The sequence below is a fragment of the Pantoea sp. B65 genome, from assembly GCF_047308185.1.
GTDB lineage: Bacteria > Pseudomonadota > Gammaproteobacteria > Enterobacterales > Enterobacteriaceae > Erwinia.
On record NZ_JAHXPU010000045.1, the window covers coordinates 341,257 to 358,353 of the forward strand.

The 17,097-nt window shown below is 56.3% G+C and carries 12 protein-coding genes; 4 read left to right on the forward strand and 8 right to left on the reverse strand.

Annotation, left to right across the window (positions count from 1 at the left end):
* Window positions 1–7 precede the first annotated feature (7 nt).
* The 3 genes from JWF83_RS25675 to JWF83_RS25685 form a co-directional block, all read right to left on the reverse strand.
* A complete protein-coding gene (locus JWF83_RS25675) occupies window positions 8–1,192 on the reverse strand; it encodes a sugar transporter (RefSeq protein WP_413653336.1) in 1,185 nt (394 codons plus the stop codon).
* A gap of 247 nt (window positions 1,193–1,439) precedes the next feature.
* Window positions 1,440–1,712, reverse strand: a complete 273-nt coding sequence (locus JWF83_RS25680) for a hypothetical protein (RefSeq protein WP_413653337.1) — start codon at window positions 1,710–1,712, stop codon at window positions 1,440–1,442.
* 188 nt (window positions 1,713–1,900) lie between these two features.
* Entirely contained in the window at window positions 1,901–3,313 is a 1,413-nt protein-coding gene (locus JWF83_RS25685; protein ID WP_413653545.1) for an MFS transporter, read from the reverse strand.
* 118 nt (window positions 3,314–3,431) lie between these two features.
* Here JWF83_RS25685 and JWF83_RS25690 point away from each other — a divergent pair, with 118 nt between their 5' ends.
* From JWF83_RS25690 to JWF83_RS25700, 3 genes are read left to right on the forward strand one after another with little or no spacing between them, the layout of a single operon-like run.
* Complete coding sequence (locus JWF83_RS25690; protein WP_413653338.1) at window positions 3,432–4,286, forward strand: helix-turn-helix transcriptional regulator; 855 nt, start codon at window positions 3,432–3,434, stop codon at window positions 4,284–4,286.
* Window positions 4,287–4,318: 32 nt separating this feature from the next.
* Window positions 4,319–5,506 (forward strand): MFS transporter, encoded by a 1,188-nt coding sequence (locus tag JWF83_RS25695; RefSeq protein ID WP_413653339.1) that lies wholly within the window; start codon window positions 4,319–4,321, stop codon window positions 5,504–5,506.
* Between the two features lie 15 nt (window positions 5,507–5,521).
* Complete coding sequence (locus JWF83_RS25700) at window positions 5,522–6,925, forward strand: MFS transporter (RefSeq protein WP_413653340.1); 1,404 nt, start codon at window positions 5,522–5,524, stop codon at window positions 6,923–6,925.
* On the opposite strand, the gene JWF83_RS25705 is transcribed toward JWF83_RS25700, so the two are convergent.
* The 5 genes from JWF83_RS25705 to JWF83_RS25725 all read right to left on the reverse strand — a co-directional run bounded on the left by JWF83_RS25705 (window position 6,922) and on the right by JWF83_RS25725 (window position 15,288).
* Window positions 6,922–7,626: a DJ-1/PfpI family protein gene (locus tag JWF83_RS25705; protein ID WP_413653342.1), complete on the reverse strand. Its 705-nt coding sequence runs from the start codon at window positions 7,624–7,626 to the stop codon at window positions 6,922–6,924. The genes JWF83_RS25700 and JWF83_RS25705 overlap by 4 nt on opposite strands.
* Window positions 7,627–7,703: 77 nt before the next feature.
* Complete coding sequence (locus JWF83_RS25710; RefSeq protein ID WP_413653343.1) at window positions 7,704–10,628, reverse strand: RHS repeat-associated core domain-containing protein; 2,925 nt, start codon at window positions 10,626–10,628, stop codon at window positions 7,704–7,706.
* Between the two features lie 234 nt (window positions 10,629–10,862).
* Complete coding sequence (locus tag JWF83_RS25715) at window positions 10,863–12,686, reverse strand: ABC transporter ATP-binding protein (RefSeq protein ID WP_413653345.1); 1,824 nt, start codon at window positions 12,684–12,686, stop codon at window positions 10,863–10,865.
* A gap of 17 nt (window positions 12,687–12,703) precedes the next feature.
* Window positions 12,704–14,143 carry a M81 family metallopeptidase gene (locus JWF83_RS25720; protein ID WP_413653346.1) on the reverse strand — a complete coding sequence of 480 codons (1,440 nt, stop codon included), beginning with the start codon at window positions 14,141–14,143 and terminating at the stop codon, window positions 12,704–12,706.
* 11 nt (window positions 14,144–14,154) lie between these two features.
* On the reverse strand, window positions 14,155–15,288 hold the full coding sequence (locus tag JWF83_RS25725; RefSeq protein ID WP_413653348.1) for an ROK family protein: 1,134 nt from the start codon (window positions 15,286–15,288) through the stop codon (window positions 14,155–14,157).
* Window positions 15,289–15,536: 248 nt separating this feature from the next.
* Between JWF83_RS25725 and JWF83_RS25730 the strand changes: the two genes are divergently transcribed.
* Window positions 15,537–17,078, forward strand: coding sequence for an ABC transporter substrate-binding protein (locus JWF83_RS25730; RefSeq protein WP_413653350.1), 1,542 nt, complete (start codon window positions 15,537–15,539; stop codon window positions 17,076–17,078).
* Window positions 17,079–17,097: the final 19 nt, after the last annotated feature.

Sequence of the window (17,097 nt, forward strand, 5' to 3'; positions counted from 1 at the left end):
TTCTGTTTTAGCCGTTGCTACGCAGTTGAGGATAGCGGCGGAAGATATACAGACACCAGAACAGAGCCAGCAGCCCCAGTAACGCACCGATATTACCCACATCAGACATCTTCAAATGAATACTCACCTGGTTACCCAGCAGCGCGCCCGCGCCGATGCCAATATTAAAAATACCGGAATGCAGCGACATCGCCACATCGGTGGCATCGGGGGCCAGCGACAGCACCCGGACCTGTAATGACAGGCCAATCATCATCATCGCCATGCCCCAGATTATGCACAGTAGCGAAATCGCCTGCGGATGGATGGCGGCAAACAGCAACAGCCCCATGCACAGCGTGATCAGGCTGATGGCGCCAATCACCAGGCCGGAAGGGAATTTATTACCGAAGACGCTAAAGATTACGCTGCCGAGAATACCCGCCGCGCCGAAAATCAGTAGCAGGAAGGTGGTGAAGTTTTCTCCCATCGACGCCACTACCTGCATAAAGGGTTCGATATAGCTGTAGGCGGTATAATGCGCCGTCACCACCAGCGTGGTCAGCAAATAGAGGCTAACCAGTGCCGGGCGTTTAAACAGTACCGGCACGCTGCTAAGTGAACCCGTATGTTCACTGGGTAGTTTTGGCAACAGTTTTATCAGCATCAGTACCAGCACCAGCGCTGAAAGGCCAATCATACCAAAGGTCATTCGCCAGCCGAGATACTGACCAATAATGCGACCAATCGGCACCCCCAATACCATTGCCAGTGCGGTACCGGTCGCCAGCATACTCAGCGCCTGGGTTTTTTTACCGGCAGGGGCAACCCGGATTGCCAGTGAGGCGGTGATCGACCAGAAAACCGCATGCGCCAGCGCAATACCAATGCGCGAGATCACCAGCGAGGTGAAATCCCACGCCAGCACGGACAGCACATGGCTGAGGATAAACAGGGAAAAAATTCCCATCAGCAATAACCGGCGTTCAACCTGTCTGGTGGCCAGCATCAGCGGCAGCGACATCAGCGCCACTACCCAGGCATAGATCGTTAACATGATCCCGACGTCAGGCGTGTCCATGCCAAAGCTGTTGGCGATATCCGATAACAAACCTACCGGGACAAACTCAGTGGTATTGAAGATAAATGCCGCAATGGCCAGCAGAACGACGCGTAGCCAGGCCGTTTTGCGTGAAACAGTGGTTGGTTGCATGGGATTAACAAAATGTTGTAGGTAAGTTCATTTCGACTCGGCGAAATCCGCAGGGACGGAAAAGTGACGCCCATCACGTTTAGAGTGCGTATTGTGTTTTATTTACGCGATGAGTTAAACCATAAAATCAGCAAAAGCGGCAGTTTTTTTCAGCCCGGCACCGACAGGGCCGCCAGCGGCGGCCCTGAGAAACGGATCAGGTTTTTCTGCCAGCCAGTGCCAGCGGCAGAAAATCAGGCTGACAAATTCAGATTAACTCTAATGAATGCAGATCCATATTTTTCCTGCGGTTTGACACTTTTTTTAGCGATGGCGGACTGAACGACTGCGGACAACAGCCGCTGCAACCACAGACATGGCGATAATATTTTTTGGCCTGTAACAGGGCGTCTGCGGTGGTGTAGAAGCTGCCAAGAAACTTGCGGTCTCTGGTGCCGGGCAGGTACTTACAGCCAGTGGCGTGAACCACGTGGCCATGACGGTATCCGTGGTGGGTGTCAACATAGTAGTACTGATTCATTATCACTCCCGTTTGTTGTGTGAGAAACGAACAAATAATCAGAAGCTCTTATGTTTTAAATATAGCCAGGGAAAGCGCCGTGCTTTTTACTGGCGCTAATATTTTGCAAATAAAGGAACAGGGCGCAGAGAGCGGGCGATCGCTTCAGGGGCAGTGATTAACTACCCTGAAGGTTAGCAGGAGAGAAATCATCTGTTTCCGGGCTGTGGCAATAACTGACGGCGCACCAGCAGGGCGCGCACTACCAACAGTAGCATAATCAGCCATTCAGCCAGCAGGGCGGCAATAATCGCCTGCTGATAATTGGCCTTATGCAACAATACCTGACTAAATATTGAACCTGATAACATCGGGCCAAGGCCCAATGCCGCTTGCTGCACGGTCGACAGCATCGCGCTGCCGGAACCGGCCTGACATTTAGGCACTTCAGCCAGCCCGATACGGTAAAAGCAGCTCACGATAAACGACTGGCCGAAACCAATAAGCGCAGTGGACGGAATCAGCGTCACAATGGCGATATTTCCCCAGGCAAAATGAAATGTCAGCATCAGCCACACCAGTCCACTCATCTGGATAGCACAGCCGCTTAACAGCATCGTCAGTCTGCCGTAGCGTTCCGCCATCCGCGTGGTCAGCAATGAACCGAGAAAATAGGCAACGCCGAGGGCAATAAAGGCATTGCCTGACTGAAATGCCGTCAGTCCGATACCCGATTGCAGAGTTAATGCCACGGCGAACATAAAACCGCTCCAGCTGGAGAAGAACAGCAAGGCGATACCGATGGCGAAATTGACTGACGGCAGGCGCAACAGAGCAGGTGACAGCAGCGGCGCTCCGTGACGCGCTTCCAGTTGCTGCTCCACCCGCCACAGGCGTTGCAGTAACAGCGGAAACAGCAGCAGTAACAGCAGGCAGGGCCATGACCAGTGCAACAGCGGACCAAGCGACAGGGCAATCATCAGGCTGGCAATCGACGCTGCCAGCAGCGAGGTACCGGCTAAATCAATACTGACGCGCTGTGTATTGCGCGTTTCCGGCACATAACGCTGCACCAGTAGCAGTACCACCAGGCAAATGGGGATATTAATCAGAAACACGCTGCGCCAGCCGTAGCCGCCGATATCGGCGCCAATCAGAAATCCTCCCAGCACCTGACCGACAATAAACGCCAGCCCGCCAATGCCGCCATACAACCCGATGGCGCGCGCGTGTGCACGCCCCTGCAGACAAACATGCAGGGTAGCGAGAACCTGCGGTACAACCAGCGCGGCGCCAATACCCTGCAGTCCGCGAGCCAGCAGCATCAGCCAGACGCTGTTAGCCATGCCGCACAACAATGATGCCAGGGCAAACAGCAGCACGCCGAGGGTAAAAACGCGCCGCCGCCCGAAGTTATCCCCTGCGCGGCCGCCCATCGCGAGGCAAACCGCAAAAGCAATGCCATACACCGCCACAATCAGTTCCAGCTGAAGCGGTGTGGCATGCAGCGTGTGCGCCATCGCTTCCAGCGCCACGTTAACAATCGAGAAATCAATCATTGGCAGTAACTGACCCGCTAACAGAACCAGCAGTCCGGCGCGTCCCAGAACGGTGGTTTTCATCATGCTTACCCTTGTCTTTAATGGTGATGGGGCATAGCATCAGTGATCTGTTAAACCGGTACCAGTATTTGATTATCATGGTATAAACACTACCTGTCTGGCAACGGAGTATCTGCGTATGTCATTAATCAGCGACGCTTCTCTGACGGAAAAAAGCAACCGACTGCAACTGGGCGAATTTTTACGCCGACGCCGTGAAAGCCTCGATCCCAACCGCCTGGGTTTGCCGCGAATGCGTAGCCGGCGCACGCCGGGTTTACGCCGCGAAGAGGTGGCGCAGCTGGCTGATGTCGGCGTCACCTGGTACACCTGGCTGGAGCAGGGGCGTGATATTAAAGCCTCGGCAAAAACCCTTGCGGCGATTGCGCTGGCGTTACAGTGTAACGAAACCGAAACCAGCCATCTGCTGCGCCTGGCTGGCTATCAGCAGCCCGCGGTCAGGGCCGCTAAAGCCTGCGCTAAGGTTTCCGCTCACTGCCAGATGATACTGGATGCGCTGGACCCGTTACCGGCGATTATTCAGAATCAGCGTTTTGATATTCTGGCTTACAACTCCGCCTGGTGCCGCTTAATGAACATTGATTTAACCACCATCGCGGCGGAGGAGCGTAACTGCATCTGGCTGGCGTTTAACCACAGTGGCTGGCGGCGCACCATGGTCGACTGGGACGAAGTGATGCCCCATATGGTGGCGCTGTTTCGCGCGCAGATGGGAGAGCATCCCGGCGAGCCGGAATGGGAAAATATGCTGGCGCGGCTGATGGCCAGCTCGGAAGAGTTTCGCCAAACCTGGCAGCGCTATGAGCTAAAGGGCTTTGAAAATCGGGTCAGGCACTTCTTACGTCCCGACGTCGGCCGGATGGCGTTGCGCCAGAATAACTGGTGGTCGACGCCGCAAAATGGCGATCGCCTGCTGGTGTATGTGCCGGATGACGAAGAAAGTGCTGCGGTGCTGGCAAAACTGACGGCCTGACCAGGAGGGATCTCTTTGCGGAATGATATAGCTTGAAAAATAATAGCGAAAAACCGGGCGTCATTAGCATCCTGCTGCTGGGGGTGGTGCAGATCCTGTCGTGGGGTGGTTCATTTTATATTATGGCGGTACTCGCTGCGCCGGTAGTGCGTGAGACCGGCTGGTCGCAGCAGTGGGTGTATGGGGCGTTATCGCTGGGGATTCTGGTGTCCGGGCTGCTGTCGCCGCTGAGCGGCCGTATTATCGCGCGGCGCGGCGGCCGTACGCTGCTCGCCGCCAGCGGCGTGGTGATGGCCGCCGGTCTGGTAATGGTCGGGTTATCCCATAGTTTGTGGCTGTTTCTGCTGGCGTGGGGAGTCATCGGCATCGGTATGGCGATGGGATTGTATGACGCGCTGTTTGCCACGCTCGGTACGCTGTATGGCGGATTTGCCCGTGGCGCTATCACCGGCATTACGCTGATTTCCGGTTTCTGCACCACGCTGGTATGGCCCGGTAGCGCACTGCTGATTGAATGGCTGGGCTGGCGCGATGCCTGCTTTGCCTGTGCTGCGATCCTGACGCTGACGGTATGGCCGATGTATTACTGCTCACTGCCCGCCAGCGCGCCGCTGCCGGTAAAAAGCGGCGTCAGTAGCAGCAGTAAGGGCGCTATCGCGCCGCAGCTGTTCTGGCTACTGTGCGCGATTTTTACCCTCGCCTCGGTCATTATGACCGCCATTTCGGTGCAGCTTATCACGCTGTTGCAGGCCAGCGGCTACTCGCTGGCAGCCGCTCTCGGCATCAGTGCGATCCTCGGCCCTTGCCAGGTCGGCTCGCGTCTGGTGGATATCTTTTTTAAACGCGGGCATCCGATGCGCACCACTTTTTTCTCGGTAGGATTAGTGGCGCTGGGGCTGCTGACGCTGGCGCTGTTCCCGCATTTGGCGGTGCTGAGTATGCTGCTCTACGGCGCGGGCAACGGGCTGCGCGCTATTGTCCGCGGTACGCTGCCACTGGCGATGGTCAGGCCGGAGGAGTATGCGCTGGTGGTCGGACGCATGGCGCGTCCGGCGCTGATTGGTCAGGCGATAACGCCGCTGGCTGGCGGTTATGTGTTTCAGCAGATGGGCGCCGCGGCCACCCTCTGGCTGCTCTGCGCACTGGCGCTGGTTAATGTCCTGCTGGTATTGCTGCTAAAGCGGACATTACCCGCTGATACCGTAGTGGCAGCGCAATAACGAAATGGAGCGTTAATGAAAAATACCCGTGCCACATCGTCGTCGGCTGCACCTGCCCGCTGGGTGGCACTGCTGGTCGCCGTGACCTTTTTTATGGAAAACCTCGATGCTACCGCAATTGTTACGGCACTACCGCAGATGGCGCGCGATTTCTCGGTCACTGCGGTCGAACTGAATGTCGGTATTAGCGCCTATTTGCTGGCGGTTGCGCTGTTTATTCCGCTAAGCGGCTGGCTGGCGGATCGCTTTGGCGCCCGGCGCGTATTTGCCGCGGCGATAGTGTTGTTTACTCTCGCCTCGGTAATGTGTGGTTTCAGTGACTCGCTGGCGTTTTTTACCTTTAGCCGCGTCCTGCAGGGTATCGGTGGCGCGCTGATGGTGCCGGTGGGTCGGCTGGTAGTACTGCGCGTAACCGAAAAACAGGATCTGGTGCGGATGATCGCTTTTATTACCTGGCCCGGTCTGGTGGCGCCGATACTTGGCCCGCCGCTCGGCGGTCTGATGGTCAGCTACGGCCACTGGCAGTGGATTTTCTGGCTGAATATCCCGCTCGGCATTGCGGCATTGCTCGGCACGTTCTGCTTAATCCCTGGCGGTATGGTCAGCAATCAACGGCCATTTGACCTGCGCGGCTTTATACTGACGGCGCTGGCCTGTGCGGCACTGATTAGCGGTCTTGAATGGCTGGGACGAGGTCTGCTGTGGTCGGGAGGGGCGGTGGTGGCTGGCGGGTTGCTATCGGGCTGGCTGTCATTTCGTCATGGCCGCCGGCACGCGACACCGATGCTGCCGGTGGGCGCATTCGCGATCGCCAGCTTTCGCAGTACGCTGGTGGGGGGATCGTTGTTTCGCGCCTCAATCAATGCGATTCCCTTTCTGCTGCCGTTACTGTTTCAGGTCAGTTTTGGTCTGTCGGCAGCCAGTGCCGGTTTACTGGTGTTATGGGTCTTTGCCGGTAACCTGGCAATGAAACCGTTTACCACGGTCATTATGAGACGCTGGGGTTTTCGTCAGGTGCTGGTGGTCAATGGCGCCATCAGTGTGGCCGCGATTCTGGTCTGCGCGCTGCTGACGCCAGCGCTGGCGTATCCGTGGCTGGCGCTGATCCTGTTTATCGGCGGTATGTCGCGCTCAATGCAGTTCACCTGCTACAACACGCTGGGCTTTGCCGATGTGCCAAAAGCGCAGATGAGCGAAGCCTCAACGTTATTCAGCATGTTTTTCCAGTTAAGCATGAGTATTGGCGTGGCCTTTGCCGCCCTGGTGCTGCGGGCGGCGATGTCATTCCACGCTAACCCGCAGCCGCAAATTACCGATTTTGGCTGGGCATTTGTCGCGGTGGCGGCGCTGGCGCTGCTGGCATTGCTTGATGCGTTGCGCCTGAAGCCAGGGGTAGGTGAGCATGTTCTGCAACCTTAGGGCGCCGGTTGCGCCAAATGCGCCGCGGCGCGCAGGGTTGCCTCACGTCTTGCGGCAATAAAACTGGCGGAACTGCTGCGCGCCTGCTGCAGCAACTGTGCTGAAGCGCTGCGTGGCGAACCGCTGGTAAACGGCGGCTCGGGATCATATTCCATTTGCAGCTGGATCTGCTGTGCCACCACGGCGCCATACAGATCGGCCACCACCGTCAGCGCAAAGTCGATACCTGACGTCACGCCCGCTCCGGTAATACGGTTACGGTCGCGCACCACCCGCTGTTGCACCGGCTGCGCGCCCAGCAACGCCAGCTGATCGAGGGATGACCAGTGAGATGTCGCCTGATAGCCCTGGAGTAATCCCGCCGCGCCCAGCAGCAGCGAGCCGGTACAGACCGAGGTAATCAGCTGCGCCCGTTCCGCTACCTGCGATAAGAAATCCAGCGTCTGCCGATCGTCCATCAGCGCGATCTGTCCGGGGCCGCCCGGCACGCAGATAATATCCAGCGGCGGGCAGTCGGCAAAGGTCGCGGTCGGCAGCATCGTCAGGCCGCGATCGGAGGTGACCGGGGCGAGGGTTTTCCAGATCAGGTGCACCTGCGCGCCGGGGGTACGGGCAAATACCTCAAACGGGCCGGTCAGATCCAGTTGGGTCAGGTTTGGGAACAGTAGCAAACCGATTGAAATGGGCAGTAAGTCAGACATCAGGATCTTCCATATCAGTAAGTTATTAATTGCCTTCTGCCAGCAGCAGAGACCAGCCACCTGTTGCAAACCTGAACCTAAGATATACTTGCCCGTCGTTCACGGGTAATAGCGCTGGTGTCTGCCCACATACTATCGCCATTTGCTGCGTTAATGTGTCCCAGACTGAGTATTTTTTGACTGGATAAATTGCGATACATCTCCGGAACTTGCCGCCAGAGCCTCATCAATGACTGGTAATAATCAAGTCCCCGCATGCGCTGGCCGAATTCGGTATCAGGTATAGCTTTCAAAAATGCGCCGGTGGCATAATAGATTAATTCAGGGCCGGAACTCCTCAGCGTTAGCTGCTCCCGGCGCGCTATATTTGCTCTTTTTACTCGCCACATATATGGCCTGGTTAAATAAGTTTCGATCAGGCTGGCAAGAATTTGTGCTGTGGCAGTTGTATTTGGCGCACTGGCGAGTACACCATTACCATACCCCACCTCTTCATTGTAATACATAAAGAAATCATCACCCTGGGGGAAATTGGCGACCTGGGATTCTCTGCTAATATCCGTATCCATATACAGTCCGCCCATGACATGTAATGCCACCAGTCGGGTAATGTCACTGGCGGCGGCTTTATTGCTGTAGGGACCTTCTTTTTCCCGAGCGTGAAAGGCGCTGAGCTTAGCATCGACCTGCTTAAATAACTCGCCCGGGTCCCTGACGAGGATCCTGTCGGGATTACTCATATTAAAAGAGACGTAACGATAAGCAGAGGTGTGACTGCTCCGTGCTCTCTCCAGCGCTCTGTAGAAGGTCCATGGTCTTGATGTCCAGAAATAGACCTCATAATCTTGATTGAGCCGCTGAAAATTCAGTACATTAAATAAGTCGAGCTGGGATAGCTCTCCTCCCTCCCAGACAAAATGCGCTTTTTTGGGGATACTTACCGGGGTTGAATTGAATCCATGCTGGTCCTCATTTGAAGTCGGATTATTTTTTGCCATCCGGTACAAATTAAGTCCGTCTTCTGTTCCCGCCGGATCCGGACTTAACCAGCGGCCCGCCCAGGGCTGATAGTAGCGGTAGCCGTAACAATACAATCCACTGACATCACGCTCCTTAGCGCGATACCTGATAACTTTATAGCTGGCGTCAATCTGGCTTCGGGCTGCCCACAGCGCAGTACCACCATAGGGATAGTGTTCTTCCTGCGAGATTAGCTGTCCAGTGCCATCAAGCTCTAGCCCCCAGTTGCCGCTAAGCGCTTCGTAGTTGTATCGTAGCTGATTATTCGTCATTCCTGCCGGTAGCCCTGTTTCCCAGTGCAGCAGCCGCATCCGGCCGTGACCGGCTTTAACTGGCGTCAGGGTGTGGAGATCTTCTTTCAGTGTTACGCCGATATGGCTGGTGCGCAGTTCCAGCCCGGGCAGATAGGTCACGCGTTGTGTCAGGCTGCTGTTGCCCGTCTGTTGCTGGCTGACCTTGTTGATGCGCAAACCGCCACTGTCGTAGCGATAATGTTCTTTGTCTGATGCGGCACCCTCGCGTGTTACGGGCATAACTTGCAGCAATTCGCCATGGATAGTCCAGCTCAGCAGTTGCCCCGGTTGCATTCGCGACTGATGTCCTCCGTCATCGAAGATGTTGTCAACTTTGGTCGGATCGTCAGTCAGAGCGCTTACCACAGCCCGATTACTGCGTGATGACACGGTTATATCAATGCTGTAATTATTGCCGGTCGCCGGAGCGCTATGACTGATTTTGTTCAGATTATCACCACGGTCATAGTGATATGTGCGGGTGTAGTTAGTAAAAACGTCATCGCCGGAAGGAAGCGGGATAAGTGGGGCGGGCAGTTGAACATTTTGCTGGCCAATACTTGCCATTTCACGGCCACTGGCTTCGGTCAGCTGATACAGTGTGTCATAAACATAACTGTTGACCGGTTCTACTTTCTGATTGCGCCAGTAGCGGGTGGTTTCAGCTTCATTGCGTACCAGCAGTAGATTACCCAGCGGATCATAGTGATAACGCAAGTCCTGCAATACTTTTTCTCCGGCGCTATGTCCTGCCGGGCGTTCAGTTTTCATGCCGGTAAGCCGTTGGGTTTGTGGTTCATAGCGGTAATGGATGACGACACCATTACCCTGTACTTCATGTAGTTTCTGACCCGCGGCTGAATATACCAGGCTGGCGACAATGGCCTGTTCAGCCCCTCCTTTCAGAGTCAGCCAGCAGCCTGCCAGCTGTCCGGCGACATTACAAGCAAAGCGCTGAAGATTGCCTTTGGCATCGGTCTGCTTCAGCAACTCTCCTGTCGCATCGCTGACGCTGCGGGTGTTGTATATCGCCGCCGCCAGCAAGTCGCGCCAGGATGATTCATCAGAACCCTGCCAGTCAGCTGTTTGATCCTCTTTCAACAGCTGACGGCTGACGGCTGAAGGTACTGCGGTTAAAGAGATACTCTCAGTAATAAAAAGGCCGGCGGTATCGTAATGGCGTACACACTGACCGGCCAGATTCATTGCTTTATCGACCGCATTGGCGCCGCCCCAGAAAAACCGTTCGCTAAGCTGTGTCTTCCCTCCCGGTGACCGATCACTGATACTCACGGCGCGCCCGGGCAGGGTATTATTTTCATACTGCCAGCGTCGGGTAACATCGGTAGCGGAAATGCGTAATTGCGGGCGACCGGCAATATCGTTCAGGGCAATAGTGCGTCCGCCATCAACGCTATCAACCCCTAATATCTCACCGGTAAAGCTGGTGATAGCGGTAATGTTGGGAGTAATCATGCTATCTGTCTGTTGTAAAGCAAACAGGCGTGGGTCAATACTGTGCTGTAACTGACCACGAGGATTAAACTGATAGTAGGTTATTCGTTCATCGGTTAGTGTCGATGAGTTCGGGTGGCGGTGGTAACGGAGGGCGCGCACCGCCAGGCCCCGATTATCGACTACCGTGATAGTCGGGGTGTTACGGTGTAAAGAGTGACTGGTGCTGCTCATCAATTTGGCCTGTAGCGAATAAAGATCTATTGCGGCAATTATAATGTTGTTTATTGCGGCCTGATGAGTAGCCAAAGTAAGAGAGCAGGGGAAGAAAACAGAGTCAGGAGAAGCTCCTGGCAAATTAGGGATAAAAATAGCAAAATTTAAACCTGCTTCTTCGCTGAAGAACCAGATTTAATCATCAATAATAGGCAAAATACCGTGATATTACACGGTATCGCAAGCCGATGCTCAGCTCAGCTTCATTACCCAGTGCCCGTTACCCAGATCCTGATACTCGCGGGCCGGATGCTGGTAGTGCAGCGGACGCACCGGGCTGGTCAGTTCTTCAACCGCCAGATTGCGTTTCAGCGCCCGCCGCGCCGGATCCGGTACCGGTACCGAGGCGATCAGTTTGCGGGTATAGGGGTGCTGCGGATGATCAAAGATCGCCGCGCGCGGGCCAATTTCGACAATCTCGCCGAGATACATCACCGCGACCCGATGGCTGATACGTTCCACCACTGCCATATCATGGGAGATAAACAGAAAAGAGAGATCCATACTCTGTTGTAAATCCATCAACAGATTAACCACCTGCGCCTTAACGGAAACATCCAGCGCTGAAACCGACTCATCGGCGACTATCACTTGCGGATTCAGGGTTAAGGCGCGGGCGATACAGATACGCTGGCGCTGACCACCGGAAAACTCATGGGGATAGCGATTCAGCATACTGGCGGCTAATCCCACCCGCTCCATCAGCTCAGCCGCCCGGGCGCGCGCCTGCGTCTTGTCGGCGAGACGGTGTTGCAGCATGGGTTCGGTCAGGGTTTCGACGATTTTCATCCGTGGGTTAAGGCTGGCGAAGGGATCCTGGAAAATCATCTGGATATCGCGGCGCATACTGCGCAGCTGGGTGTTATTCAGTTGCCGCACGTCGTAGCCATTGAGCCGGATATCGCCGCTTTGCGGTGTTACCAGCCGGGTAATGGAGCGACCGGTGGTGGATTTGCCGCAGCCGGATTCGCCGACCAGCGACAGTGTTTCTCCCTGAAAGAGATCGAAACTGATATTTTCCACCGCATGCACGTGACCCTGAATACGACCGAACAGGCCGCCGCGCACCGGGAAGCGGGTGGTGAGGTTTTTTACCGACAGCAATGGCGTTGCGCCGGCGTCAGGCTGCCGGCCAGGCACTTCTTGCGCGTTGAGTTCGCCTGTCAGGGCATCTGATTGCGGAAATTTCAGTGGCCAGTGATGTTCGCGCATCGAACCGAGACGCGGTACCGCTGCCAGTAGCGCCCGGGTATAGGGCTGTTGCGGGGCGGCGAAAATCTGGCTGGTGGCGCCGGTTTCAATGCAGTCACCACCATACATCACCAGCGTGCGGTCGGCGGTTTCGGCCACCACGCCCATATCGTGGGTGATAAACAGCACTGCAGTGCCTTCCTCTTCCTGCAGCGTCTTGATCAGGTCGAGGATCTGCCCCTGGATGGTAACATCCAGCGCGGTAGTGGGTTCATCGGCTATCAGCAGTTTTGGTCGCAGCGCCAGCGCCATCGCAATCATCACCCGCTGGCGCATCCCGCCGGAAAACTGATGCGGATATTCATCGTAGCGCGCCGTCGCATGCGGGATGCGCACCTTTGCCAGCAGGCGTAATGTTTCTGCTTTCGCCTCCCTTGCGGAGAGATTGCGATGAGCGATCAGCGATTCTGCAATCTGCCGCCCGATGGTAAAGGAGGGATTCAGGCTGGTCATGGGCTCCTGAAAAATCATCGCCATGGCATTACCGCGAATCTGCCGCATTTCCTTGTCGGACAACGTCAGCAGTTCGCGATCATTCAGGCGTACCGAGCCGCTAATCCGGCTCTGACGTGGCGCCAGCAGACGCATAATCGACAGTGAGGTGACGCTTTTCCCCGAACCGGACTCACCAACAATCGCCAGGGTTTCCCCTGGCCAGAGGGTAAAGCTGACATCACGAATCACCGTGCTCCAGCATTCGTTGACCAGAAATGAGGTCGTCAGCTTATCGACCTGGAGCACCGGTTGGCGCTGTTCACTGTTCATCGCTGCGGCTCTCCGGTTCAAAATCGCGCCCGCGCCGAAAAGCGCACCGCCGGCGTGAAACTGAAGGTTCTATCGAACGGGAAGGTTGGCTGAGTTTTGCGCAGGCGCGGCAGGCGTTCAACATCCTGATCGACCACGCCCTCGGAAAGCGCCATCAAATTGGGCCGGGCAATCGGCGCCAGTTCTGGCGACAAATAACCCGATTTCACCACCACAATTTTCGCCTGCAACGGATCCAGCCCTAACTGATAAAAATCAGCCAGATAGTGGTAAGGACGACGGCGGTCGGCGACCACCAGCAGAATACCCGCGCAGCGCAGCACCGCCTGGCGGGCAGTGGATTCAGCGCTGGCCTCCAGCAGCGTCACGACCTCGCATTCAAGCGGTAATGGCTGGCTGGAAGGGTCGAGAGTGGCGCCAATGCTAAGTGACAACGTCACTCCCGTGCCGGCCTGATGCGCCGCAGCGGTGGCGGCGGCATCGGTGATACCCGCGACAATCACCCCGTCGGCATGCTGACGGAGCAGTTCCGCCAGCACATCCGCACGGTCGCCGACACCGCCGCCGGTCGGATTATCACCCGAGTCGGCCAGCACCACCGGGTGGCTGGCACTGGCGATGGCTTTGCTGACACAGGCGGCGACCGTGCCGGTTTCGCAGCCAAAGACAAACGCCTCACGCGCCTGCCAGTAAGCTTCGGCCAGCTGGCTGGCGCAACTGAAGAGTTGTTCGGCGTCAGTGCCGGTAAAGATCGCCGCCGCCGTAGCGCGCGGTTCATCGGCCCAGACATAGCCGACCATCAGCGAGCTGTCCCAGATGCCGGGGATGGTATCGAATTCAGGCAGTCGGGCATAGAGGCTTTTTGCCGGTTGATCTTCGGTGCTGGTGCGTTCGCCGGGCAGCACCAGCGGGATCGGCGCCCACGCCACCGCCGGACGTACGCCGCTTTGCAGACTTTTTACCAGCATTGATACCGCGCGGCGCATGGTCTCTTCGACATCAATATGCGGCGCGGTACGGTAGGTGGAAAACATATCAATGGCGTCGATAATGCGCTGGGTGACATTGCCGTGCAGATCATAACTGACGCTAATCGGGCAGTCGGCGCCCACCAGCCTGCGCGCCGCGGTGATCCAGTCACCTTCCGCATCTTCCATCCCTTCGACATACATGGCGCCATGCATCGCCAGGTAAAGACCATCAATCGGTAATTGCGCCTGCAGGCGGCTGAGGAACTCCTGTTTAAAGGCCTCGTAGCTGGCGCGCGCCACCGGGCCGCCGGGTATCGCCCGCGCATGCAGGGTCGGCAGAAAGGTCGCCGGGTAGTCGCGCAGAAAGGCAAAATTTGCTGCTGCGGTTAGCGCCGGACCGCGCAACACACGAAAATCCTCTTCATGGCTCAGCACCGGGTTAAAGGTGCTGCATTCGGTATGAATACCACCAACGGCAATTCGCATAGTGACCTCAGTCAGGAAAGTGGAATAAGAAAACGATGGGCGGCAACGCTGGCGGCCGCCTGTGCCCAGCTGTTGTCCGCCAGCGCAAACGGGATCAGCGGCGTTTTACCGGCAAAACCCGGCAGCACATGGGATTCCAGCGCCTGACGCACTACCGTGCTCAGCAGGCCGTCAAAAGCGCCTGGCTGATGGGCGATCAATACGGTTTCGGGATCGTTAATCTGAATCAGATTGGCAATCGCCAGCCCGAGGGCATTACCGGCGCGGTGGACAATATCCAGCGCCGCCGTGGAGCCATTTATCGCCAGCCTTTCCAGTTCGGGCAGGGTGGCGATATTAAGCTGCTGGTTGCGCGCCTGCTCTTTCAGGGCGATCAGCGAGGCGATAGTGTCGAGACAACCGCGCTTACCGCAGCGACAGGGGGCGCCGCCCGGCTCAATGGTGCAGTGGGCAATTTCCCCGGCGCCGCCATGGGCGCCGCGATACAGGGCGCCGTGAATAAAACTGGCGCTACCGATGCCGTCGCCATGGCTGAGTAAAATAAAGTTCTGCAGGGTTCGCGCATGACCAAACAGCTTCTCACTGACCGCCAGCGCTTTGGCATCGTTCTCGATAAACACATCAATGCCGGTGGCCTGCTGAATCAGCTGCGCCAGTGGCACATTGCGCCAGCCCAGCAGCGCCGACTGCACGCAGCTCGCCTGGTGCTCATCGATAAAACCGGAAAGCGTAACGCCTAACCCTAATACCTGTTGCGGTGAGATCGCCGCCCGCTCCAGCAACCTTGGCAGCGAATACTGAATATCGCTGACCAGCTGCTGCGGTGAATTATTTAACGGGAATTCACAGTGGCTAATTATTTCACCGCTTAAATTAATTAACACCATCGATGCCGGTGCCGCAATCAGGGAAATACCAACAAAATAAGCCGCTTCCGCGCGCAGGGTTAATTTCACCGAAGGGCGTCCCTGGCCATTGCCGGCCATCGCTTCTGCTTCGCTTAGCAGTCCCGCTGCCAGCATGTCGCGAATAATACCGCTGATGGCGGCTTTGCTTAATCCGCTGTGCAGTGCCAGCTCGCTGCGGCTCAGCCCTTGTCTGGCGCTGATTAACTGCAGCAGTTCTCTTTGTGTCGCATTTAGCATGCTATCCCTTGATCCGGCAATTTCTCTCTTTTTTGACAGTAAAGGGTGGCGGGAAAATGTGCAATGCTATTTAGTTCACAAAAATAACAAAATCCGCAAATATAAGTTTATCGTATAAATAAAATATGGCCTCTTAAGGTTAAGATTTTATTTAACGAACAAACAATCGTTATTTCCGCGCATCACCGTCTTGCAGGGTCGTTGCGGTTCTTGCGTACGCGTTGAAGGCCAAAATAAATGAGGGTTCTATGAAGGTGATAAGCAAAACATTGAGCAAATACCGGCGGGCATTGCTGAGTTGTCTGACCTTAACAGCATTTATCACCCCCTTGCAGGCTGCGACGCTGACGGTGATGCAGAGCGAGGCGCCGCGCAGTATGGATCCCGGCGATCAGACCGCAACCTATACCGCCAGTGTGCTCGATCCTATGTATGAAGGTCTGGTGCGTTTTTCGCCGCAGCTAACCATTGAGCCGGCGCTGGCAACCGCCTGGTCGAGCGATGAGTCCGGTAAAATCTGGACTTTTAAGTTGCGCAGCGGGGTAAAATTCCACGACGGGACGCCGTTTAATGCCGATGCGGTGGTCGCCAACTTTACTCGCCATCTTGATACCGGGCGTGGGCTGGCCGCCAGCGGTCGTATTCGCGCGTTCCTCGCGTCGGTGAAAAAGGTAGATGATTACACCGTTGAATTTCATCTGAAAAAAATCTATCCGGCATTTCTCAACCTGATGACCGGCGGCGCGGCGATGATGGTCAGCCCGGCGGCGGATCAGGCGCGCACTCTGAGCAATAAAGCCGACGGTACCGGGCCGTATAAACTACAGCAGTATAAAAACAGCGAGTTTGTGCTGGAAACCAAAAACCCGGATTACTGGGGGCAAGCTACCGGCCCTGACGAAATTAAATGGACCTGGACCAGTGAAACCTCGGTGATGAATATGGCGCTGCAGGCGGGTGAAGCGGATGTGATAAACCCGGTGCCGCCGCAGTTCGCCACCATGCTGAAAAACAATCCGCAGGTCAATTTGCAGCGGGGCGATGGCGCGGCGGTCTTCTGGGTGGCGCTGAATACCAAACTCAAACCGCTGGATGATGTGCGCGTACGCCAGGCGCTGAACTTTGCAACCGACAAACCCGGGATGGTGCGCGCCATTATGTACGGCTACGCCACGCCGGCCAACTCGCCGCTGGCGCCGGTTACGCCGGGCTATGATAAATCCCTGAATGACTACCCGCTGAATATTGAGAAAGCGAAAACGCTGTTGAAACAGGCGGGCTATGCCGATGGTTTTGCCATCAATATCGCGGTACAGGGGCCGGACGCGCGTATCGGCCAGGTACTGCAGGGGATGTGGGCGAAAATTGGCGTCAAACTGAATGTGCGTCAGATGGAGAGTGGCGTCTGGAGTAAAGCGGCGTTTGCCGATGTTGCCGGTAAACAGCGCGATAATACCGGCGCGGTGCTGGCTTCCTGGTCATCCGGCGTGAACGGCGCCGATCTGCAATTGCGTCCGCTATATCACAGCCAGAGCTTCGCCCCGGGGGGCGCTAACCTCGGTTTCTTCAGTGACAAGAAAGTTGATGATCTGATTGATAGCGCGGCCTCTACCCCGGATGAAAGCGCGCGCAATGCGCTGTACGTTGAGGCACAAGAAGCCATCAATCAGGCGGCGCCGCAGGTACTGCTCTACTTCCAGGACGATCTCTGGGCCACGCGGAAAAATATCACCGGCGTGCTGATGCAGCCTGGCGGTAACGTTATCGTGCGCGCGGCGCAGAAAAACTGACCGCGGTGGCGGGGCGGAC